This is a genomic window from Guyparkeria hydrothermalis (assembly GCF_023555375.1).
Classification (GTDB): Bacteria; Pseudomonadota; Gammaproteobacteria; order Halothiobacillales; family Halothiobacillaceae; genus Guyparkeria; species Guyparkeria hydrothermalis.
In genome coordinates this window covers 14,440-36,161 of sequence record NZ_JAJSEE010000004.1, presented here as the reverse complement: position 1 = coordinate 36,161, position 21,722 = coordinate 14,440, and the positions used below count along the sequence as shown (strand labels likewise).

Annotated in this window: 22 protein-coding genes; 17 read left to right on the top strand and 5 right to left on the bottom strand. The window is 67.9% G+C overall.

The genetic code is table 11. From position 1 onward, the window contains the following. Positions 1-78: 78 nt before the first annotated feature. The 12 genes from LV475_RS06505 to LV475_RS06450 all read left to right on the top strand — a co-directional run bounded on the left by LV475_RS06505 (position 79) and on the right by LV475_RS06450 (position 12,311). The gene (locus LV475_RS06505) at positions 79-729 is read left to right on the top strand and encodes a phosphoribosylanthranilate isomerase (RefSeq protein WP_136866963.1); all 651 of its coding nucleotides are present in this window, start codon (positions 79-81) and stop codon (positions 727-729) included. After that, entirely contained in the window at positions 710-1,939 is a 1,230-nt protein-coding gene (gene trpB / locus LV475_RS06500; protein ID WP_136866962.1) for a tryptophan synthase subunit beta, read from the top strand. Before LV475_RS06505 ends, trpB begins: the two co-directional genes overlap by 20 nt. Then, positions 1,936-2,784: a tryptophan synthase subunit alpha gene (gene trpA / locus LV475_RS06495; RefSeq protein WP_250105976.1), complete on the top strand. Its 849-nt coding sequence runs from the start codon at positions 1,936-1,938 to the stop codon at positions 2,782-2,784. Before trpB ends, trpA begins: the two co-directional genes overlap by 4 nt. 81 nt (positions 2,785-2,865) lie before the next feature. Continuing rightward, a complete protein-coding gene (gene accD / locus LV475_RS06490) occupies positions 2,866-3,750 on the top strand; it encodes an acetyl-CoA carboxylase, carboxyltransferase subunit beta (RefSeq protein WP_136866961.1) in 885 nt (294 codons plus the stop codon). A gap of 52 nt (positions 3,751-3,802) precedes the next feature. Then, positions 3,803-5,101, top strand: a complete 1,299-nt coding sequence (locus tag LV475_RS06485) for a bifunctional folylpolyglutamate synthase/dihydrofolate synthase (protein WP_169303601.1) — start codon at positions 3,803-3,805, stop codon at positions 5,099-5,101. Between the two features lie 34 nt (positions 5,102-5,135). Then, positions 5,136-5,924: an SPOR domain-containing protein gene (locus tag LV475_RS11140; protein WP_169303600.1), complete on the top strand. Its 789-nt coding sequence runs from the start codon at positions 5,136-5,138 to the stop codon at positions 5,922-5,924. Between the two features lie 43 nt (positions 5,925-5,967). After that, positions 5,968-6,456 (top strand): CvpA family protein, encoded by a 489-nt coding sequence (locus LV475_RS06475; RefSeq protein WP_136866958.1) that lies wholly within the window; start codon positions 5,968-5,970, stop codon positions 6,454-6,456. 194 nt (positions 6,457-6,650) lie between these two features. Beyond that, a complete protein-coding gene (purF, locus tag LV475_RS06470; RefSeq protein ID WP_250105975.1) occupies positions 6,651-8,186 on the top strand; it encodes an amidophosphoribosyltransferase in 1,536 nt (511 codons plus the stop codon). Between the two features lie 148 nt (positions 8,187-8,334). Continuing rightward, positions 8,335-8,853, top strand: coding sequence for a L,D-transpeptidase (locus tag LV475_RS06465; protein WP_250106090.1), 519 nt, complete (start codon positions 8,335-8,337; stop codon positions 8,851-8,853). Positions 8,854-8,877: 24 nt separating this feature from the next. Next, on the top strand, positions 8,878-10,743 hold the full coding sequence (ilvD, locus tag LV475_RS06460; RefSeq protein ID WP_250105974.1) for a dihydroxy-acid dehydratase: 1,866 nt from the start codon (positions 8,878-8,880) through the stop codon (positions 10,741-10,743). Between the two features lie 4 nt (positions 10,744-10,747). Continuing rightward, a complete protein-coding gene (locus LV475_RS06455; RefSeq protein WP_250105973.1) occupies positions 10,748-11,413 on the top strand; it encodes an FMN-binding negative transcriptional regulator in 666 nt (221 codons plus the stop codon). A 142-nt stretch (positions 11,414-11,555) separates the two neighbouring features. Then, positions 11,556-12,311, top strand: a complete 756-nt coding sequence (locus LV475_RS06450; protein ID WP_250105972.1) for a DUF4197 domain-containing protein — start codon at positions 11,556-11,558, stop codon at positions 12,309-12,311. A gap of 28 nt (positions 12,312-12,339) precedes the next feature. On the opposite strand, the gene LV475_RS06445 is transcribed toward LV475_RS06450, so the two are convergent. From LV475_RS06445 to LV475_RS06430, 4 genes are read right to left on the bottom strand one after another with little or no spacing between them, the layout of a single operon-like run. Next, a complete protein-coding gene (locus LV475_RS06445) occupies positions 12,340-13,104 on the bottom strand; it encodes a glycosyltransferase family 2 protein (protein ID WP_169303599.1) in 765 nt (254 codons plus the stop codon). Continuing rightward, positions 13,101-13,847 carry a lysophospholipid acyltransferase family protein gene (locus tag LV475_RS06440; RefSeq protein WP_250105971.1) on the bottom strand — a complete coding sequence of 249 codons (747 nt, stop codon included), beginning with the start codon at positions 13,845-13,847 and terminating at the stop codon, positions 13,101-13,103. Before LV475_RS06440 ends, LV475_RS06445 begins: the two co-directional genes overlap by 4 nt. Before the next feature lie 14 nt (positions 13,848-13,861). Next, a complete protein-coding gene (locus LV475_RS06435) occupies positions 13,862-14,887 on the bottom strand; it encodes a chorismate transformation FkbO/Hyg5 family protein (protein WP_250105970.1) in 1,026 nt (341 codons plus the stop codon). A gap of 7 nt (positions 14,888-14,894) precedes the next feature. Next, a complete protein-coding gene (locus tag LV475_RS06430) occupies positions 14,895-16,280 on the bottom strand; it encodes an NAD(P)/FAD-dependent oxidoreductase (RefSeq protein WP_250105969.1) in 1,386 nt (461 codons plus the stop codon). Between the two features lie 666 nt (positions 16,281-16,946). Between LV475_RS06430 and LV475_RS06425 the strand changes: the two genes are divergently transcribed. The 5 genes from LV475_RS06425 to LV475_RS06405 all read left to right on the top strand — a co-directional run bounded on the left by LV475_RS06425 (position 16,947) and on the right by LV475_RS06405 (position 21,181). Continuing rightward, positions 16,947-17,591, top strand: coding sequence for a phosphatase PAP2 family protein (locus LV475_RS06425; protein ID WP_250105968.1), 645 nt, complete (start codon positions 16,947-16,949; stop codon positions 17,589-17,591). A 23-nt stretch (positions 17,592-17,614) separates the two neighbouring features. Next, positions 17,615-18,823: a beta-ketoacyl-[acyl-carrier-protein] synthase family protein gene (locus LV475_RS06420; protein WP_136866993.1), complete on the top strand. Its 1,209-nt coding sequence runs from the start codon at positions 17,615-17,617 to the stop codon at positions 18,821-18,823. Beyond that, on the top strand, positions 18,820-19,650 hold the full coding sequence (locus tag LV475_RS06415; protein ID WP_250105967.1) for a beta-ketoacyl synthase chain length factor: 831 nt from the start codon (positions 18,820-18,822) through the stop codon (positions 19,648-19,650). The genes LV475_RS06420 and LV475_RS06415 overlap by 4 nt, the downstream gene beginning before the upstream one ends. After that, positions 19,640-20,383 (top strand): 3-oxoacyl-ACP reductase FabG, encoded by a 744-nt coding sequence (fabG, locus tag LV475_RS06410; protein ID WP_250105966.1) that lies wholly within the window; start codon positions 19,640-19,642, stop codon positions 20,381-20,383. Before LV475_RS06415 ends, fabG begins: the two co-directional genes overlap by 11 nt. A 66-nt stretch (positions 20,384-20,449) precedes the next feature. Then, positions 20,450-21,181, top strand: a complete 732-nt coding sequence (locus LV475_RS06405; protein WP_250105965.1) for a polysaccharide deacetylase family protein — start codon at positions 20,450-20,452, stop codon at positions 21,179-21,181. 40 nt (positions 21,182-21,221) lie between these two features. Here the strand turns inward: LV475_RS06405 and LV475_RS06400 are convergent, their stop codons facing one another. Beyond that, positions 21,222-21,722, bottom strand: coding sequence for a hotdog family protein (locus tag LV475_RS06400; protein ID WP_156573789.1), 501 nt, complete (start codon positions 21,720-21,722; stop codon positions 21,222-21,224).

Genomic DNA, 21,722 nt, shown 5'->3' with positions numbered 1-21,722 from the left:
AGAGGCCCCGGGAATCCTGCTAGAATCCGCGGCCCACATTGTTTTGTACTTCTCTTTTTCACGAGGGCCGAGAATCCGGTGGACAACAGCCGCACACGGGTAAAGATCTGCGGAATCACGCGGCTGGCCGATGTGGAGGCCGCGGTTGCCGCCGGGGCCGACGCGTTGGGCTTCGTGTTCGTGCCGGCCAGCCGGCGCTCGATCCGCGTCGAGACGGCGCGCGATCTGGTTGCCCGGGTGCCGGCCTTCGTGCAGACGGTCGCCCTGTTCTCCGACCCGAGCGTGGACTGGGTCGAAACGGTCATCGATCAGGTCGGTCCGGATCTGCTGCAGTTTCACGGCAGCGAGACGGGGCGCTTCTGCCGGCAGTTCGGCCGTCCCTACATCAAGGCGGTCAGCGCCGAGCTGGACGACGAGGCGCGCCAGCGGGTCCGGCAGGAGCATCACACGGCCCGCGGATTCCTGATCGACAGCCACGCGGTCAGCGGCCTGGGCGGGACCGGTCACCCCTTCGACTGGAACCGTTGGCCGCGGGACAACGGACGCGACCGCCGTCCCTGGATCCTGGCGGGCGGGCTGTCGCCGGAGAACGTGACCGACGCAATCGACACGCTGTCGCCTTACGCCGTGGACGTCTCCAGTGGGGTAGAAGAGGCGCCGGGCATCAAGTCGGCCGACAAAATTCATGCATTCATGCGAGGGGTGGGTCATGCCCGAAACCAACGTTAAGGCGACTGGCGCGCCGGTCGATTACGCGAGCTTCCCGGACCAGCGCGGTCGCTTCGGGGATTACGGGGGCCGTTACGTGGCCGAGACCCTGATGGAGCCGATCGAGGAGCTGACCGCCGCCTACGAGAAATACCGCAACGACCCCGGCTTCATCGAGGAGTTCGAGTCGGACCTGCGCGACTACGTCGGTCGTCCCACCGCGCTCTACCACGCCAAGCGCCTGTCCGAGCTCTACGGCGCCGAGATCTGGCTCAAGCGCGAGGACCTCAACCACACCGGCGCGCACAAGATCAACAACGCCCTCGGCCAGGCCCTGCTGGCCAAACGCATGGGCAAGACCCGCATCATCGCCGAGACCGGCGCCGGCCAGCACGGCGTGGCCACGGCGACCGTGGCTGCGCGCCTCGGTATCGAGTGCGTGGTCTACATGGGCGCCGACGACATCCAGCGCCAGGCGCCGAACGTGTTTCGCATGCGGCTGTTGGGCGCGAAGGTGGTGCCGGTCGATTCCGGTACCCGCACGCTCAAGGACGCCCTTAACGAGGCGATGCGCGACTGGGTGACCAACGTTGACGACACCTTCTACATTATCGGCACCGTGGCCGGCCCGCACCCGTACCCGCAGATGGTGCGCGACTTCCAGTCGGTGATCGGCCGCGAGGCCCGCGCCCAGATGCTGGAGAAGACCGGCGAACTGCCGGACCAGGTGGTCGCCTGCGTCGGCGGTGGCTCGAACGCGATGGGCATCTTCCACGCCTTCCTCGCCGACGAGTCGGTCGAGCTGCACGGCTCCGAGGCCGGCGGTGACGGCGTCGAGACGGGGCGTCACGCCGCCCCGCTGACCGCCGGTCGTCCGGGCGTGCTGCACGGCAACCGCACCTACCTGATGGAAGACGAGAACGGCCAGATCATCGGCACGCACTCGATCTCCGCCGGGCTCGACTACCCGGGCGTCGGGCCCGAGCATTCCTGGCTCAAGGACATCGGTCGCGTGCAGTACGCCGCGATCACCGACGACCAGGCCATGGCGGCCTTCCACGACACCATGCGCTGCGAGGGCATCATCCCGGCGATCGAGTCGGCCCATGCCGTTGCCCACGCCCGCCTGCTGGCCGAGGCGCGTGGCGGGCAGCGCATCCTGGTCAACCTGTCCGGTCGGGGCGACAAGGACATCAACACCGTGGCCAAGCTCGAGGGGATCGAACTGTGAGCGAGACGACCAAGCAACCCGCCGGCCGCCTGGCCTCCCTGTTCGAACGCCTCAAGGGCGAGAACCGCGCCGCCCTGATTCCCTACATCACCGCCGGTGACCCGGACGCGCAGGCGACGGTCGAACTGATGCACGCGATGGTCGAGGGCGGGGCGGATGCCATCGAGGTGGGCGTGCCGTTCTCCGATCCGATGGCCGACGGGCCCGTCATCCAGGCCGCGCACGAGCGTGCCCTCAAATCGGGCTTAGGTCTGCGCGGCGTGATCGATCTCGTCGCCGAGTTCCGCAAGCGCGATAGCCATACGCCCGTGGTGCTGATGGGCTACCAGAACCCGATCGAGGCGATCGGCGTGGCCGCGTTCGTCGACAAGGCAGCCGCCGCCGGCGTGGACGGCGTGCTGACGGTCGACCTGCCGCCGGAAGAGGCCGACGAGCTCTCCGCGGCGCTGGGCGAGCGCGGCATGTCCCCGATTTTCCTGCTCGCGCCGACCACCAGCGCGGCGCGCACCCGCGAGGTGGCCACCAAGGGCTCGGGCTTTGTCTACTACGTCTCGCTCAAGGGCGTGACCGGGGCGGCCAACCTCGACACCGATGCGCTCGCCTCGCAGGTCGAGGGCGTGCGCGAGGCCTGCGCGTTGCCGGTGGGCGTCGGGTTCGGCATTCGTGACGCCGAGACCGCCGGGCAGGTCGGCCGGGTGGCGGATGCCGTCATCGTCGGCAGCGCCATCGTGCGCCTGATCCACGAGCAGGCCTCGGCGGCCGGCGGCATGAACGCCCAGGGGCTGGAGGCCGTGCGCGGCTTTCTCGCCGAGTTGCGCGCGGCCGTGGAAACGGCGCGCCACTAACGACACACACCTACGGTCGCTCCACCGCGAGGATCGCGTTGGGCCGGCCCGAGAACGACATCATCCTGGGAGAGTTCGAGCATGAGCTGGCTGGACAAACTGATTCCATCACGCATCCGAACGGAAAGCACCGGCAAGCGCGGTGTGCCGGAAGGCCTGTGGGTCAAGTGCGACGGCTGCGATGCCGTGCTCTACCGCGAGGAGCTGCGACGCAACCTCGAGGTGTGCCCCAAGTGTGGACACCACATGCGCATCGCTGTGCGCGCCCGTCTGGATGCGTTTCTCGACGAAACCGGTCGTGAGGAGTTGTTCGCCGACATCTCACCGGTGGACATGCTCAAGTTCCGCGACCAGAAGAAATACCGCGACCGCATCAGCGCGAGCCAGAAGAAGACCGGCGAGAAGGATGCGCTGGTGGTCATGCGCGGCAGCACCAATGGCGTGCCGGTGATCGCCACGGCGTTCAACTTCGCCTTCATGGGCGGCTCGATGGGCTCGGTGGTCGGCGAGAAGTTCGTCCGCGCCGTCGAGGCGGCGATCCAGAACCGCTGCGCCCTGGTGGTGTTCACCGCCTCGGGCGGGGCGCGCATGCAGGAAGCGCTGTTCTCGCTGATGCAGATGGCCAAGACCTCGGCGGCGCTGACCCGCCTGTCGAAAAAGCAGCTGCCGTTCATCGTGGTGCTGACCGACCCGACCATGGGCGGCGTCTCGGCCTCGCTTGCCATGCTCGGCGACGTGCAGATCGCCGAACCCAATGCGCTGATCGGCTTTGCCGGTCCACGCGTGATCGAACAGACCGTCCGCGAGACCCTCCCCGAGGGCTTCCAGCGCAGCGAATTCCTGCTCGAGCACGGCGCGATCGACATGATCGTGCCCCGCGACGAGCTGCCGCAGACCGTCGCCCTGTTGGTGGCCAACCTGCAGAAAAAGGACCTGCCCCGCGAGCGTGCCACCGCCGCCTCGTGACCAGGCGCACCGTTCTGCCAGTCCTGACAGTCACCTGCCGGGGTCGGATGTCGTGAGCCGTTCGGTCGATGCCTGGCTCGAGGCGTTGCTCGAGCGCGATCCCAACCGGATCGAACCGGGGGTCGAGCGTTGCCGGCGCCTCACGCGTGACCTGCTGGGTGACCGTCCGGCCGCCTGCGTGATCACCGTGGCCGGCACCAACGGCAAGGGATCGAGCGTGATGATGGCATCGGCCATCTGTCGCGCGGCGCGCTATCGAGTGGGCAGCTACACCTCGCCGCACCTGGTCGACGTGCGCGAGCGCTTTCTGATTGACGGCGAGATGGTCGATGCGCACGCCCTGGTTCGCGCATTCGAACGCATCGAGCGCCACCCCGACAGCGACGCCTTGACCTATTTCGAGTGGCTGACGGTGGCGGCGTTTCTGGTGTTTGCCGAGGCGGGCGTCGACGTCTGGGTGCTCGAGGTCGGCCTGGGTGGTCGGCTGGACGCGGTCAATGCCCTGGATGCCGATCTCGCCCTGATCACCGCCATCGGGCTTGATCACCAGGATTGGCTGGGCGAAGGGCGTGAGGCCATCGGCGCCGAGAAGGCCGGCATTCTGCGCGCCGGCCAGCCGGCGGTGTATGTCGATCCCGACCCGGTCGATTCGGTGGCCGTGTCCGCCGCGCGTCTCGGTGCGGACATGCTGTCGCTCGGCGCGGATTTCAGTGTCTCTGCCGATTGCCCGACCCCGGATCACGTCGGACAGCCGGTCTTCGGCCTGGTCCGCGGCGATCGGATCATCTGCCTGCCACGACCGGCGCTTGTCGGGCGGCACCAGTGGAATAACGCCGCGGGCGTCGTTGCGTTGTTGCAACACCCGCGCAGTCCGCTTGCCATCCCGGATGAGGCCGTCCGGCAGGGGCTGGAAACGGTCCGCCTGGCCGGTCGGCTGGAGCGATTCGTCGACCGCGGGCGGACGGTGATCTTTGACGTGGCCCATAATGTCGAGGCGGCCCGCACACTCGCCGCGGCGTTGGAGGCCAAGCCCGCCGGCCGGCGTCTGGCGGTGTTTTCGGCCCTGGATGACAAGCCGATCGAGGCAGTGGTCCAGGTATTGGCCGACTGTTTCGATGCCTGGTGGATCGCCCCGCTTGCGGAACCGCGGGCGGCCGGGATTGGTCGGATCGAGTCGGCGCTGGCGAAGGCCGGCGCGGACCGGGTCAACCGTGAAGCCGACCTGTCGGGTGCGTATAATGCGGCGCTTGCCGAGGCCCGCGAGATCGACGAGATCGTGGTGTTCGGTTCGTTCCACGTGGTCGGTCCATTGCGGGCGCGACTCGATACGCGAGACAATGCCGGGCATTGAAGCGCCCCCGTCGCAACGAGGCAAAGAGGACGCCGTGGCAGAGCAAACCGAATCAAGCTGGACCGAGTCGCGTTTCCGCCAACGATTGGTGGGCGCCTCGGTGGTGGTGGCGCTGGCCGTGCTGCTGTTGCCGTTGTGGCTCGATGGCAGTGGTATCGACAGCCTCCGGGTGCAGACCGCCCCGGAAAAGCCCGAGGTCGAAGGCGTCGAGCGCATCGAGGTGCCGCAGCCGCCCGGCGAGACGGGCGAGCCACTCGAAAACCCGCCCACCTCGCTGTTCCCCGATCAGACACCGATCGAGGCCCGCGAGGCGTCCGGCTCGGACGCGGCCCGGTCGGGCGGCGAATCCGTGGAGGAAAGCGAAGAAGCCGCGGCATCGACGCCCGAGGAGATGATGCCCGAATCCGAGGGGGAAGCCGTCGAACCGGCGAGCCAGGCGGCCGATGAGGTGTCGGTTGTCGAGTCGGCACCGGAACCGGCCCGGCGCGACGAGGACGCGGAATCCGAGTCGGCCGAGGACTCCGCTGCCGCCCAGGCCGATAAGGCGGATGAGGATTCGTCGGCGGACGACCTTCCGGAGAGTTCGGCCAGCGGCGAATACGTGGTGCAGCTGGGCAGCTTCTCCGACGAGCGGAACGCGCGCGCACTGGCCGAATCGGTCGAGTCGTCCGGCTTCGACGTGTCGGTGACGCCGCTGTTCTCGGAGCAGGGCACGGTCTGGCGCGTGCGCGTCGGCCCTTATGCCACGCGTGACCTGGCCGGCGAGGCCACCGAACGACTGCGCCAGCGCATTGGCCGCGACGGACTGGTGATGACCAAGTGAGCAGGGCGGAAGGACGCGTGATCGATCGGGCAGGGAGGACGCCATGACGATGGTCGACTGGATACTGCTGGCAATCGTCCTGATCTCGACGGCGATTGCCCTGGTACGGGGCTTCGTCAAGGAGGTGGTCTCGCTGATCACCTGGATCGCGGCGTTCGGTATTGCGCTGGCGTTTTCGCAGACGGCCGCCGTGCTGGTGCCCGAGGCGGTAGACATTCCGTCCGCGCGGGTGGCGATCGCCTTCGTGGCGCTGTTCGTGGTGGTGCTGATCCTGGGCGGAATCATCAACTGGGCGATCTCGAAGCTGGTCGAGACGACCGGCCTGTCCGGCACGGATCGATCGGTCGGGATGGTTTTCGGCCTGCTGCGTGGCGTGTTGATCGTCGCCGGACTGCTGCTACTGGGCGGGTTCACGGCCCTGCCGAAGGAAGAATGGTGGCAGGCATCCATGCTGATACCGCACTTCCAGGTGGTATCCGAGTGGCTGCTGGCGATCCTGCCGGCGGACGTTGCCCGCAACGTGCAGTGGTGACGATCCCCTTGGACGACAACGTGGCAAGGACAACGTGGCGATCTGCCGGACGCAGATCGCCTTCGGGTCGACCCCGAATCACGCCGGAACGGTCGAACGACCGCTCCGGCGTCGCCGTTTCGGCCTCGGGCGGGACCGCCCGAGCCGAGGCCTTTTGACTTTTTGCACGGTTACATACCGAGGTGGTTTGACGCATGTGCGGCATTATTGGGATGGTGGCGAAATCGCCGGTGAATCAGGCGCTGTATGACGGTCTGACCGTATTGCAGCACCGGGGTCAGGATGCGGCGGGCATCCTCACCTCCGACGAGGAACGGCTCTTTCTCCGCAAGGAAAACGGTCTGGTCAAGGACGTCTTCCACACCCGTCACATGCGCCAGCTGATGGGCAACATGGGTATCGGCCACGTCCGCTACCCGACGGCCGGTTGTGACTCCTCGGCCGAGGCGCAGCCCTTCTACGTCAATGCGCCGTTCGGCATCGCGATGGGGCACAACGGCAACCTCACCAACGTCGACGAGCTGCGCGCCGCCGTGGTGGCCGAGGATCGTCGCCACCTCAACACGAATTCCGATTCCGAGGTGCTGCTCAACGTCTTCGCCCACGAGCTGGGTGCCATCGCCGGAGCGCGTCCGACCGCCGATGACGTCTTCGCCGCGATCACCAACGTCCATCGCCGGGCCCGCGGTGCCTACGCCGTGATCGGTCTGATCGCCGGCGAGGGCGTGTTCGCCTTCCGCGATCCGCGCGGCATCCGCCCGGTCTGCTACGGCAAGCGCGAGACCGAGCATGGCGCCGAGTACATGATCGCCTCCGAGTCGGTCGCGATCGAGGCCGGCGAGTTCGAACTGGTCCGCGACCTCGCTCCCGGCGAGGCCATCTTCATCTCCCGCGAGGGCGAAGTGACGCTGCGCCAGTGCGCCGACAATCCGCAGTACGCCAGCTGCATCTTCGAGTACGTCTACCTCGCGCGTCCGGATTCGATCATCGACGACGTCTCGGTCTATCGGGCCCGCATGCGCATGGGCGAAATGCTGGCCGAGAAGATCCAGCGCGAGTGGTCCCACCACGATATCGACGTGGTGATCCCGATCCCCGACACCAGCCGCACCGCGGCGCTGGAGATCGCGGTCAACCTGAACCTCAAGTACCGCGAAGGCTTCGTCAAGAACCGCTACATCGCACGCACCTTCATCATGCCGGGCCAAGCCAAGCGCAAGCGCTCGGTGCGCCAGAAGCTCAACGCGATCGACCTCGAGTTCCGCGGCAAGAACGTGCTGCTGGTCGACGACTCCATCGTGCGCGGCACCACCTCCAGCGAGATCATCCGCATGGCCCGCGAGGCCGGTGCCAAGAAGGTGTTCATGGCCTCGGCCGCGCCGGCGGTGCGCTACCCCAATGTCTACGGCATCGACATGCCGGCGGCGGACGAGTTCGTCGCCCACAACCGCGATGTCGACGCGATCCGCGATGCGATCGGCGCCGACGACCTGATCTACCAGGACCTCGAGGACCTCAAGGAGGCCGTGCGCCAGGGCAACCCGACGCTCAACGAGTTCGACTGCTCCTGCTTCACCGGCGACTACGTCACCAACGACATCGACACCGCCTACCTCGACAACCTGGCGAGCAGCCGTGCCGACAGCGAGCGCGACAAGGCCAACGGGGCGGCCGGGGCGTCACGGCGCTCCCGGGATATCGTCTCCGTCGGTCTTTACAATGACCAGTAGCCGTGTGGGGCTGGCGTGGTGCGCTGCCGTCTCGTTCGTGGTCCTGACCGCGTTCGCTGGGCCGTCGATGGCATCGGCGGGTGAGTCGGCTGCCGTGACCGTTGCCGAAACCAGCGTGCCCGACCGGGTGGCCCGTTCGGCGGCCGCAATGGCCGACCGGCTCGCCGCCAACGGGAAGGCGGGCGACCAGGCGCTGGTCGTCGACGTGCCGGGGCAACGGCTCTACCTGTACGAATCCGGCGAACTGGTCGGGTCCTTCCCGGTATCCACTGCCGAGAAGGGCACCGGTAATCGGGAAGGCAGCCTGCAGACGCCGCTGGGCCTGCATCGGGTGGATCAGAAGATTGGCGCCGATGCCCCTCGCGGCATGATCTTTCGTGGTCGCAAGCCCACCGGCGAGCTGGCCGAGATCCTGACGGGACCGGACGAGCGCGCCGCGCGCGACGACGTCACCACCCGCATCCTCTGGCTTGAGGGCCTCGAACCCGGCGTCAATCAGGGTGGCGAGGTCGACTCCAAGCAGCGCTACATCTACATCCACGGCACGCCGGAAGAGGGCCGTATCGGCCAGCCGGCCTCGCACGGTTGCGTGCGCATGACCAACGCCGACGTGATCACGCTGTTCGACCGCGTCCGGGAAGGCGCGCTGGTCGACATCATCGATTAAACCCGTTTTTCGGAGACCCGATCCATGCCCGATTATCGTTCCAAGACCACCACCCACGGCCGCAACATGGCCGGTGCCCGCGCCCTGTGGCGCGCGACGGGCGTGAAGGACGACGATTTCGGCAAGCCGATCATCGCGATCGCCAATTCGTTTACCCAGTTCGTGCCGGGCCACGTCCATCTGAAGGACATGGGCCAGCTGGTGGCGCGCGAGGTGGAGAAGGCCGGCGGGATCGCCAAGGAATTCAACACCATCGCGGTCGATGACGGCATCGCCATGGGCCACGGCGGCATGCTGTACTCGCTGCCCAGCCGCGACATCATCGCCGACTCGGTCGAGTACATGGTCAATGCCCACTGTGCCGACGCGCTGGTGTGCATCTCCAACTGCGACAAGATCACCCCGGGGATGCTCAACGCCGCCATGCGTCTGAACATCCCGGTGGTGTTCGTCTCCGGCGGGCCGATGGAGGCAGGCAAGACCCGGCTGTCGCCGGATTCCGACGAGGTGATCAAGCTCGACCTGGTCGACGCCATGGTCCAGGCGGCGGACGACTCGGTCTCCGACGAGACGCTCGCGCAGATCGAGCGCTCGGCCTGCCCGACCTGCGGGTCCTGCTCGGGCATGTTCACCGCCAACTCGATGAACTGCCTCACCGAGGCGCTGGGCCTCTCCCTGCCGGGTAACGGCTCGCTGCTGGCCACGCACGCCGACCGTCGCGAGCTGTTTCTCGAGGCCGGCCGCCAGATCGTGCGTCTGGCCAAGGCGTACTACGAGAACGACGACGCCTCCGTGCTGCCGCGCTCGATCGCCACGCGCGAGGCGTTCGAGAACGCCATGGCGCTCGACATCGCCATGGGCGGCTCGACCAACACCGTGCTGCACCTGCTGGCCGCGGCACGCGAGGGCGAGGTCGAGTTCGACATGACCGACATCGACCACATGAGCCGCAAGATCCCGCACCTGTGCAAGGTCGCGCCGAGCACGGCCCAGTACCACATGGAGGACGTGCACCGTGCCGGCGGCGTGATGGCGATCCTGGGTGAGCTCGACCGGGCGGGTCTGCTGCACAACGACATCCCCACCGTGCATAGCAAGACCGTCAAGGACGGGCTGGACCGTTGGGACATCGCGCGCGAGACCGCCTGCGACGAGGCCAAGAGCCGTTACCTCGCCGGTCCGGCCGGCATCCCGTCCCAGACCGCGTTCTCGCAGGACACCCGTTGGCCGAGCCTGGACATCGATCGCGCCAAGGGTTGCATCCGCGACTACGAGCACGCGTACTCGAAGGACGGTGGCCTCGCCGTGCTGTTCGGCAACATCGCCCGCGACGGTTGCATCGTGAAGACCGCCGGCGTGGACGAGTCCATCCTCAAGTTCACCGGCCGGGCGCGCTGCTTCGAGTCGCAGGATGCCGCCGTCGAGGCGATCCTTGGCGACCAGATCGTCGCCGGCGACGTGGTCGTGATCCAGTACGAGGGCCCCAAGGGCGGGCCGGGCATGCAGGAAATGCTCTATCCGACCAGCTACCTGAAATCCAAGGGCCTGGGCAAGGAGTGCGCGCTCTTGACCGACGGGCGTTTCTCCGGCGGCACCTCGGGCCTGTCGATCGGCCACGCCTCGCCGGAGGCGGCGGCCGGCGGCGAGATCGCGCTGGTGGAAGAGGGCGACACCATCGTCATCGACATCCCGGAGCGCACGATCCACCTGGATATCAGCGACGCCGATCTCGCGCATCGTCGCGAGAAGATGATCGAGCGCGGCGATGCCGCCTACAAGCCGGTCAATCGCCAGCGCTACGTCAGCCAGGCGCTCAAGGCCTACGCGGCGTTGACCACCTCGGCCTCGCTGGGCGCGGTGCGGGATCTCTCGCAGATCGGCGTGAAGTAAGGCGGTGACGGTCGGGACCTACATCCCGCCGCATTTCCGCCAGGACGATCCGGCGGTGATCGCCGAGGTGGTGGCGACCCATCCGTTCGCCGCCCTGGTACTCGGCGACAAAGGGCAGATGCCGTGCGTGCATCTGCCCTTTCTGCTTTTTGGCGAGGCGACACGGCCCGAGACCTGGCGGTTCGAGTCGCATCTCGCGCGGGCCAACCCGGTCGCCGAGGCATTGGCGGACGGTCGCGAGTTGTCCGCCATCCTCATCTTCACCGGCCCGGACGCCTACGTCTCGCCGCGCTGGTACGTCGATGCGCGCGAGACCAGCGTGCCGACCTGGAACTACCAGTCGGTGCACGTGCGCGGCCGTGCGCGACTCGCGGGCGAGGGCGACCCCGACTGGCTCGACCGCCATTTGCACGACCTGATCGACACCCACCAGGCGCGGATCGGCGGCGATCCGTTCGACTGGGATCACCTTCCCGACCGGCAGATCGCCGGGATGAAGGCGGCGATCGTCGGCATCGAGCTGTTGCCCGAACGGATCGAGGGGATCGAGAAATTCGCGCAGAACAAGACGGCCGCCGACCGGGACGGGGTGATCGACGGGCTGCACCGTCGTGGAGATGCCGAGTGCGATGCGATGGCCGATTTGATGCGTGCGAGGGACAAGGGATGACCATCCGGCTCGATCGACGCCGTGATTACGTTCGGTCAGCCCGAGTGGGTGGATGGTCTATAAGCCTTGTGTGGGCATGAGGTTCCTGGCGGGGGGACTCCCGGGGCACGATGCCCTTTCGGCGGCTAGCGGAGAACGGCATATGAATCGACGACAAGCGCTCGGCCTGATCGTGGTCGGCGGCCTGTTGGCAAACCGCTCGGCCCAGGCCGATTTCGCCAGCGACATGCTGAAACGGCTGGAGGGCCTCGGCAGTGGCGGCGCTCCCCAGTCCCCATCGGTCGCCTCCGGCCTGACGCAGGGGGAGATGGATCAGGGCATCCGGGAAGCCCTGAGCAAGGGCGTCGAGGTCGCCGTCCGGCAACTGGGGCGAGAAGGCGGCTACCTCAACGACCCGCAGGTGCGTATTCCGTTGCCGGGCTATCTACAGAAGGCCGAGGGGGTGTTGCGCAGCCTGGGACAGGCTGGGCTGGCCGACGAGTTCGTCGGGACGATGAACCATGCCGCGGAACAGGCGGTGCCCGAGGCGACCGACGTCTTCCTTGGCGCGATCAAGCGCATGAGCCTCGATGACGTGCGGGGCATCGTGGAGGGGCCGAACGATGCCGCCACCGCGTATCTTCGGCGCAGCAGTTCCGATGAGCTGACCACGCGTTTTCGACCGATCGTCGAGGCGGCGACCGACCGGGCCGGCGTCACGGTGGCCTACAAGCAGATGATGGACCGCGCCGGTCCGATGGGGCAAATGCTCGCGGGTGACACGGACCTGGACGGCTACATCACCGAGAAGGCGCTCGACGGGCTGTTTCTCAAGGTCGCGGAACAGGAAAGGCTGATCCGCACCGAACCTTACGCCCGCACCACCGATCTGCTGAAAAAGGTGTTCGGCGGCCGATAGATCGCCGGGGGCGCATTCAGGCAGTGGTTCAGCTGTCTTGCCAACGCCGTCGGATCAGCCGCGGCAACCGGCGCAGGAAACCTGCCAGCAAGCGCAGGTGCATCCAGATCAGGAGCCGATTGTCCCGCCCGTAGCGGAAGTGCGAGACCCCGTCGGACTCGGCATCGAAGTAGCGCACGGGCGCGTCCATGTTCACCAGTGGCAGTCCTCGCCAGGCCAGGCGCACCGCGGCCTCGGGGTCGAAATCGAAGCGTCGCATCCAGCGGGTTTCCGACATCACCGCGACCAGATCGTCGATCGGGTAGACCCGCATGCCGAACAGCGAGTCGCCAATGCCCGCCCAGAGCGTTTCCAGGTTTGCCCAGAAATTCGAGACCTTGCGCCCCTGTACGCGCAATGCCGGGGCGTCGGCCGAGAACACCGGCCGACCCAGGATCAGGGCCTCGGTTTGATCGCCGGCGGCGCCGATGAACGCGTCGATACGGTCGGCCGGGTGTTGCCCGTCGGCATCCAGGGTGAGTGCATGGGTGAAGCCCTGGGCACGCGCGCCCTGTAGTCCAGTCAGCACCGCGGCCCCCTTGCCGCGGTTCGTCTCGTGGCGCAGTACCGTCACCTGCGGGAAGCGCTGCGCCAAGTCCGCCAGGCGCCGACGGGTCGACTCGTCGCTGCCGTCATCCACGATCCAGACGGGCAAGCCGCTGCGGGAGGCCGCCTCGACCGTGGTGTCGATGCGTGCCCCGGGGTTGTAGCAGGGGATCAGGATCAGGGGGGCGAAGTCTGGGGTCGAACTCATGCCACCTCCAGTGCCTGTCGATAAGCGGCGTGCCATGCCTCGGCCTCGGCGCGCGGTTCGGCATGCATCGACGGGCGGTTGGCAAGTGGTGCCACGCTCAGTCGCACAGGCACGCGGGGCGGGCTCCACAGGGGGTCGTCCTTGCCCAGCAGCGGCGAGTCGTAGCGGAACAGGAAGGCATGGATGGGTGCCTCGGCACGTTTGGCCAGCATGAAGGCGGCCGGGTGAAAGGCATCCACGCTGCCTCCACTGGCTCGACGCGTGCGCGAACTCTCCGGGAACAGCAGCACGTGGCACCCGGCGCGAATCGCCGCACGCCCACCCAGCATCATCTCGACCGGGTTGTCGTTCGGCAGGTAGCCCGCCAGGCGCGCCGGCAGGGCAAGCAGCGGGTTCTTCAACAGCCCGGCGCGCATGACACAGACGACGTTGGGGGCGTGGGCGAGTACCACCAGGGCGTCGAGCAGGGACGGGTGGTTGGCAATCACCACCCCCGGCTTGCTCTGCCGCAACGGCTCGAGTGCGGCGGTGTGGAAGCGACAGCCGCCGATCAGGGTCAGCCAGCCGCGGTAGAGCCGCATGGCCTGATGGATGACCTGTCGGGTCATTCGCGCACGCCGGTCGCCGCGAACCAGCAGCAGGAGCACGGCCAGCGGCAGCCACCCGATCAGCAGGACGCCCAGACCCCCGAAGCCGAGGATCAGGACGGGGACACCCCAGGGGCGTCGCCAGCCGGTTTTCACGGAATGATTACCGCTCACAGGTGCGTCCACGGGGCATGTTCGACCACATCGTTGCCACGCGGCTGGCGCAGGGTGGCCTCGATCTCGACCAGCAGGTCCGCGCGGCAGATGTCCGCCCGCAGGAACATGACCTGGCTGGGTCCGCTCAACCACTGCGTCAGCCGTTCGCGTGCCGGCTCGAGGTCCTGGGGGTGACGGAGATAGACCCGGATCAGGGCGCTGGCGTCGAAGTCGAACGCGGCGCTGCCGGCGGTCCGTTCGGCATTGGCCACCTGGCGCACCGCCTCCAGGTTGGCCAGGGTTTCGTCGATCTGGGCGTGGATGTCGCCGACATGACGGGTCGCATGCCCGGTGATCGACGCGGTCCCGGAGATGAAAAGCCAGTCATGGACGGGGCCGCGGGCGATGGCGGCGCGAGCGAAGATCGGGCTCTTGGGACCGTAGTTCGGCGGGTAGCGGTAGGCGCTGACCTGGCGCGGATTCTCGATCGGCGTGGCCGGCGTGTTCGCGGCGAGGAAGATCAGGCGGCCCGAACCGCCCTCGTCGCTACCCAGCGCGCAGGCCGCCGGTGCGCTGGTGGCGACGTCGCGGCCGGTGGCGGAAAATGCGGCGGCGCGGCCCTGATTAAACAGCCGGTAGCGTTCCAGGCCAGTCTCCGGGTCGTCCGCGTTGATCGCCGGCAGGTACTGCCACACCCGCCACAGGTGCGGGGTATTCGACTGCTCGAGCAGGTCGAAGAGTTGCCGGTAGGCCCGTTCGGTGCCGTCCGCGAGGCCCGCCTGCTCGTCGAGTTCGATCACCCCGAAGGAAAAGCCGCGGCTGGTCGCGAGGCAGTGCCCGACACCCGTTTTCGTCTCGACCTCCTGGTCGAGCAAAAAGCCCTCGGCAGCGTCACCCGGTTTGCCCGCAAGCCACTCAAGCGGCAGTTGGACGACACAGCCCTGGCCCGCTGAGACCGGCCGATCCGGCAGGGTGATTACCCCGAGCGGCGAGGGCACTGCTCCTCGCCGGGTTTCCGGGCTGGGCATCGAGGCGCTCATCGGTTGATCAGGAATCCTGACTGACCGGCTGGACCTTGCGGCGATGGGCCCACCAGTCGCGCAGTGAGTGGCGCAGTCGAGCCAGCGAAGTGAGGTAGTAGATGCCCTTGAGGGTGGCGATCGAGCGCCAGATGGGCGTGCCGCGATAGATATCGGCGGCCAGCAGCGAGATCAACGCTTCCTTCACGCGGAAGATATTGCGCGGCCCCATGAACAGGTCGCGCATGACCGGCTTGGTGATCCGGTAGATGAACCAGGAGAACTCCTTCGGTCCGTGGCGTACCTGGCGGTCGTAGGTTTTGAGGGCCTGTTTCGCCCGGGCCGGCTCGCGCAGGACGGTATCGATGGCATCGGCGCCGAACACGCCGCTCTGCATCGCGAGCATCACGCCGCTGGAGAAGACCGGGTCGATGAACATGAAGGCATCGCCCACCAGGATGAAGCGATTGCCGTGGGTGCGGTCGGCCGAGTAGGAGAAGTTGCCGGTGGCCTGCACGTCACGCACCAGTGAGGCGTCGGCCAGGCGACGCTTGAGTTCCGGCACGGTGTCGATGTTGTCGAACAGGAACTGCTCGAGCGACCGACCCTGGCGGGATTTCATGTGGTACGGCCAGGTGACCATGCCCACGCTGGTGACCCCGTTTTTCAACGGGATGAACCAGAACCAGCCGTGGTCGAACCAGAACAGGGTGATGTTGCCCTCGGTCTTGCCCGGGTTGCGCTTGGCGTCGCGAAAATGGCCGAACACCGCCGCGCTGTTGTGCTTGCGGCTGCGGCGCTTCCAGCCGTGGCGGTTGGCCAGGAAGGTATCGCGGCCGGTCGCATCGGCGACGAAGGCGGTGCGCCAGGTTTTCCGGTTGCCGGCTTCGTCGCGGGTGGTAACGGTGGCGTGATAGTCGCGTCCCTGGTCGTCCGTCCGCGCCGGGTCGTGAAAGTCGATGTCGACCACCGTGGTGCCCTCGGCCGTGCGCACGCCGTGGCGCGAGGCGTTGCGGAACAGGATGCGGTCGAATTCCGCGCGCTCGACCTCGTAGGCCTTGGGCATCGACTTGTCCCAGGCCTCGCCGAAATTGTAATGCTGGGTGTGATCGTGCGCCGGCGAGACGAACTCGGCCCCCCACTTGTCGATGCCGATCTCGGCGATCTCGTCGGCCACCCCCAGGGTCTCGAATAGTTCGAGGTTCGCCGGCAGCAGTGATTCGCCGATATGAAACCGCGGATGGTGTTCCTTTTCGACCATCACCACGTCGTGGCCCTTGCGCGCGAGCAGGGTGGAGAGGGTCGAGCCGCCCGGGCCCCCGCCGACCACGAAGGTGTCGCAATAGCCGGCGTCGACGGCTGCCCGCTCGTGGTTGGGGTTCTGGTCCGTGGCGGTTAGGTCCTGTTCGTGCATGCGGTCGGCCTTGGTGGCGGTGATCGGTGTGTCGGGGTGACGGCCAGTCGATGGCCCGATGGCCGGTCCTGGCGGGGCGTTATGATCGGAGTCCGGGCAGGTCGCGTCAACTTCGATGGGGTGGCGAACGATTGGCGCGTCGTTGGCCGGCCGAACCCGTCGCTGCCCGGCGTCCCGGAGACGTCGCGGAAAGGCGCGTTCGCTTGAATGCGCGGGTCGGGGCGTGCGATAGTCGCGCGCACTCAGGGAAACTCTGCACGATTCGATGTCATCTCTGGCTCGCGGGTTTGCCCGCAATCAAGGCGCCGGACCGAAGGCGGGCCCGGGGCGATCACTTGGGCCCGTCGAGGGACGGCAACGCCGAGTGCGGGCAAGCCCGCAAGCCCCTTCGGGCGGGCCTCCAAGGACCCATCGGCGGCGTTGCCGCCCTTGTAAAGGCGACGAGCCCTTCACGGCGGACTGCGCCTTGCACCTGGGCCCTGGGAGATCCCGCAGAGACGTCATCGAATCGTGCAGAGTTTCCTTACGCACACGCCGGGGGACGAAATCAGGGTGGCATCGGTCGATCGAGGACGAGACGCGAGCGCGACGCCGCGGGCGTGGTGGCGGGAACTGGGGCGACGGATGGCCTGTTGCTGGTTCTTGAAGGGGCTTGGGACGACCCTGATGATGACCCTGTTCTTCATGGCCTACTTCCACCTGCTGGCCGCGCCGGTGACCGAGCCCTTGGTCATGCCGCAAACCTGGGTCGACCGGCAGGTGGTGTTCGAGCCGGCCTTTTTCTACCTGTATGCCTCGCTGTGGGTCTACGTCTCGCTGGTGCCGGCCCTGATGCCCGATCGGGCCACCCTGGTGCGCTACGGGGTCGCGATCGGCGCGCTCTGCCTGGCCGGGCTGGCGGTGTTCCTCGCCTTTCCCACCAGCATCGAGCGCGATCCGACCCTGTGGGCCGGTGAGCCGGCCTTCGCCTGGCTCGCCGCCGTCGACAGCAGTGGTAACGCCTTTCCCTCCCTGCACGTCGCCACCGCCCTGTTCAGCGCCTTCTGGATGGATCGCCTGATTCGTTCCATCGGCATGCCGAACTGGTGGCGCGTCGTCTCGGCGCTGTGGGCGCTGGGCATCGTCTATTCCACGTTGGCGATCGCCCAGCACGTGTTCCTGGACGTCGTCGGCGGCGTCATCCTGGCACTCGCCTTCGTCTGGTTGTCGGCCAACCGGCTCTCGGCGGCGGGTATGACCATGGCGCGCGACGAGTCGTCCCGTGACCGGCTCGGCGTTTCCCCTCAATCCTCGCCCGAGGTCGATCGATGAGCATGCACGAGGCCAACGGGCCGCTGCCGCCACTCGCCCTCTCGGCCCTGACGGTCACCACGGCCGCCGGGCCGGGCAAGGGCGCATTGCTCGACGCCTTGCGCGCGCGTCGCGGCGCGCTGGCGCCCTGCGATTTCCTCGACGTGGACCTGCCCACGTGGATCGGGCGGGTCGCGGGGCTTGAATCGGTTTCCCTGCCCAGTGCCCTGGCCGATTACGATTGCCGCAACAACCGGCTGGCCGAGCTCGCCCTACAGCAGGACGGCTTTGGCGAGGCGGTAGCCGAGGCCGTTCGACGCTACGGCGCCCATCGCATCGGCGTGGTGCTCGGTACCAGCACCTCCGGCATCCTGCACACGGAGCTAGCCTTCCACGAGCGCGACCCGGCGACCGGGGCGTTGCCGAGCCCGCTCCATTACGCCACCACGCACGAGCTGTCCTCCGCGCCGCGCTACCTGCGCAAGCGCCTGGGGCTCGCCGGGCCGATCTACGCGGTGTCCACCGCCTGTTCGTCGAGCGGCAAGGTCTTCGCCAGCGCGCAACGACTGATTGCCGCCGGCGTCTGCGATGCGGTGGTGGTTGGCGGCGTGGACAGCCTCTGCCTGACCACCCTGTACGGGTTCGCCTCGCTGGAACTGACCTCGACCGGGCCCTGTCGCCCCGGCGACGTGGAACGCGACGGCATCTCCATTGGCGAGGCCGCCGGCTTTGCACTGGTCGAGCCCGCACCGGCGGCCACCAACCGCGGTGAGTCATCGCTTTGCCTGTTCGGTGTCGGCGAAAGCGTTGATGCCCACCACATGTCCTCGCCGCACCCCGAGGGGAAGGGGGCGGAGCTCGCGATGCGCCGGGCCCTGGACGCCGCCGGCAGAAGGTCCGATACGGTGGATTACGTCAATCTGCACGGGACGGCCAGTCGCGTGAACGACGCCGCCGAGGATCGGGCGCTCGAGGCCGTCTTCGGACCCGGGCAGGCCTGCTCCTCGACCAAGGGCTGGACCGGTCACACGCTGGGTGCGGCCGGCATTACCGGGTTGGTCACGGGGGTGTTGGCGATCGAGCACGGCTTCCTGCCGGGTACCCTCAACACCGAGCGCCGCGACCCGGCCTTCAGCGCCGACTACCTGCTGGCCAACCGCGACATGGCACCGCGGTGCGTGATGAGCAACTCGTTCGGCTTCGGTGGCAACAATTGCAGCCTGCTGTTCGGCAGAGCGGAGGAGGCGGCATGAACCTCTCGATTCGAGGCATCGGCTTTGTGGGCGCCGCGCTCGCCGACTGGACCGAGGCGGCCGCGGCGCTCAGGGGCGGTGATGCACCGGGTCACATGCCGCTCGCCGAGCTCGGGCGGGCGCTGAAGGCCGACCGCCTGCCGCGCACGGAGCGTCGCCGCGCCGGCAAGAGCACACGCCTGGCCATGACGGCCTGCTGGGAGGCGGTGGAGTCCGCGGGCCTGGACCCGGCCACCCTGCCCATGGTGTTCGCCTCGTCGACCGGGGATACCGAGGTGCTGACCCAGAGTTGCGCCTCGCTGGCCGAGCCCGAGCGCATGATCTCGCCGATCCGCTTTCACAACTCGGTGCACAACGCGGCCTCGGGCTACTGGTCGATCGCGGTGGGCGCACGCGAGCCGGCCACGGCGATCGCCGCGCACCACGAAACCGCCGCCGTGGGTCTGCTCGAGGCCGCCATGCAGGCCACGCTGGGGAACCAACCGGTGCTGCTCGCCGTCTATGACCTGCCGTTCCCCGAGCCGATGTGCCGGGCCGAACCGATCGCCGAGCCGATGGCCGTCGGGCTGGTTATTGCCCCGGCGCAAGCCGGTGATGTCCACCGAGTGACGCTTGGCATGGCCGAGGGAAACGGTCCGGTCGAGGGCGTCCTGGGTCACCCGGACTGGGAGCGCATGCGCCGCGGCGTGCCGGCCGGGCGCCTGCTGCCGTTGCTGGATGCCATCGCCCGGGGCGAGTCGCGGCAACTGCATCTGGTCATGGACGGAACCGACGGGCTCGAGGTCAACTATCAAGTGAATAACGCGACCCAACATCATGATCGATAAGGAAACGAAGTCCGCGCGACTCGCGCTGGTCACCGGGGCAAGTGGGGCGATCGGTGCGGCGATCGCCCGGCGGCTTGCCGCCGACGGATTCGATCTGTTGCTGCACGCCAACCGGAATCCCGAGCGGGTCGAGGCGCTGGCCGAACAATTGCGCGGACGGGGTGGTGAAGCGTCCGCGATCACCTTCGACGTGACCGACCCCGAGGCGGTGGAAAACGCCCTGGCGCCGATCCTGGCCGAGCGGCCGGTGCAGGTGCTGGTCAACAACGCCGGCATGCACGATGACGGTCCGCTGGCGGGCATGTCGGCGGCACGCTGGCGGGCGGTGGTGGATGTGTCGCTCAACGGGTTCCATCATGTCACCCAGCCCGTCCTGCTGCCCATGATCCGTACCCGCTGGGGCCGGGTGATCAATATCGCCTCGGTCAGTGGCCTGATCGGCAACCGTGGTCAGAGCAATTACGCCGCGGCCAAGGCCGGCCTGATCGGGGCGACGCGGGCCCTGTCGCGCGAAGTGGCCTCGCGCGGCGTGCTGGTCAATGCCGTCGCCCCCGGTCTGATCGAGACGCCCATGAGCGACGGCTCGGCGGCGAGCGAGGCGGTGAAGGATCACATCCCGATGCGGCGGGCCGGTCGTCCCGAGGAGGTGGCCGAGGTGGTTGGGTTCCTGGCCGGCGAGGCGGCGTCTTACGTCAGCGGCCAGGTGATCGCCGTCGACGGCGGCATGACCTGAGCGAGCCATGAGCTGCCGACAACTCAGGTCACCCGTTGGGCCATGTGTCTGGCGACGAGTCGGGCCATGAGCGTCGATCGCGCGACGGATGTCCGCCCACCCGTCATGCTCAGCTTCGACGACGGCCCACGCTCGGGCTCGACCGAGGCGGTGCTTGATGTGTTGGCCCGCCGCGGCGCGGGCCTTGGCCACCCGGATGAACCGCTGCGCGCCGCGTTCTTCACCCTGGCGCGCAACCCCCACCGCTGGCTTGCCCGGCGCTTGTTGTTCGCCCCCTACGAATGGTGGACCGAGAAGGGCAGCCTCGAGGATTACCCCGTGGTCGCCCGCCGGATCGTGGCCGACGGGCACTGGCTGGGCAACCATGGCGCCGAGCACTTCTGGCCCCGTTGGCCGTGGTTCCGGCGCGAACGGCGGGTGCTTGCCGAATTGACGGAATGGCAGCGGGTGGCCGATTCCGTGGTGCCGGGTTGGCGTGTGCAGCCGGTACGCCTGGCCCGGGCGCCGTACCTGATTCGAACGCCCGGCTGGCGAGCCGCCTGCAAACTGGCCGGCCTGGTGGACGTGGGCGGGGTGACCAGCGGCGATGCCGATCCACGCGCCGGTTGCGACGAGGTGGCCAGCACGTTGCTCGCGCGCCTCGGAAGGCAGCATGAGGGGGATGGGGCCGCGAGCCGACCGGTGCTGCTGATCTTCCACGACATCCGTGAACTCACCGCCGACTGCCTGGATTGCTGGCTGGATGCGATCGTCGCGGCGGGGTACCCCCTGGTGGATTTCGACCCCGACCGGCTTTAAGCGCTTTCGCCCGGCTCGTTTCTTGAGCGCGTGGGCGGGCTCAGTCGCCGCTCAGCAGGACCGAGAGACCGCCGTCGAGTAGCACCGTCTCCCGGTGCGTTATCGAAAACCGGTAGCGCGCCATCTCGCCGACCTGTGCCTCGCAGGTCACGTCGATCCGCAAGGGATCGGGGAGATCATCGAACCGCCCCACGCGCGGGTTGAGATCGCTGGCCCGCGTGATCATGCCCTCGCGGGCCTGGTGGCTGTCCAGATCGCCATCCCCGACTACCCCCGCGCTCGCCTCGTCCGGCTGGCCTGTCGCCGTCAATGCCAGGTGCAGGGCCATCGCCTGGCCCGCCATTTCCACACCCGCGAACACGCCCAGTCGTTCATTTAGGCGCAACGGGTTGTCAGGGCGCTGGTGGGCGCGGGTCTCGCAGCTGATCGTGTTCTCCCCGCAGGACAACACGCGCTCGAGCTGGCATACCGCGCCTTGGTGCGGCAGGCGCTCGCCGATCGCGTGGGCGTCGAGGTGCGTGAAATCGGATGACGTCGGCAT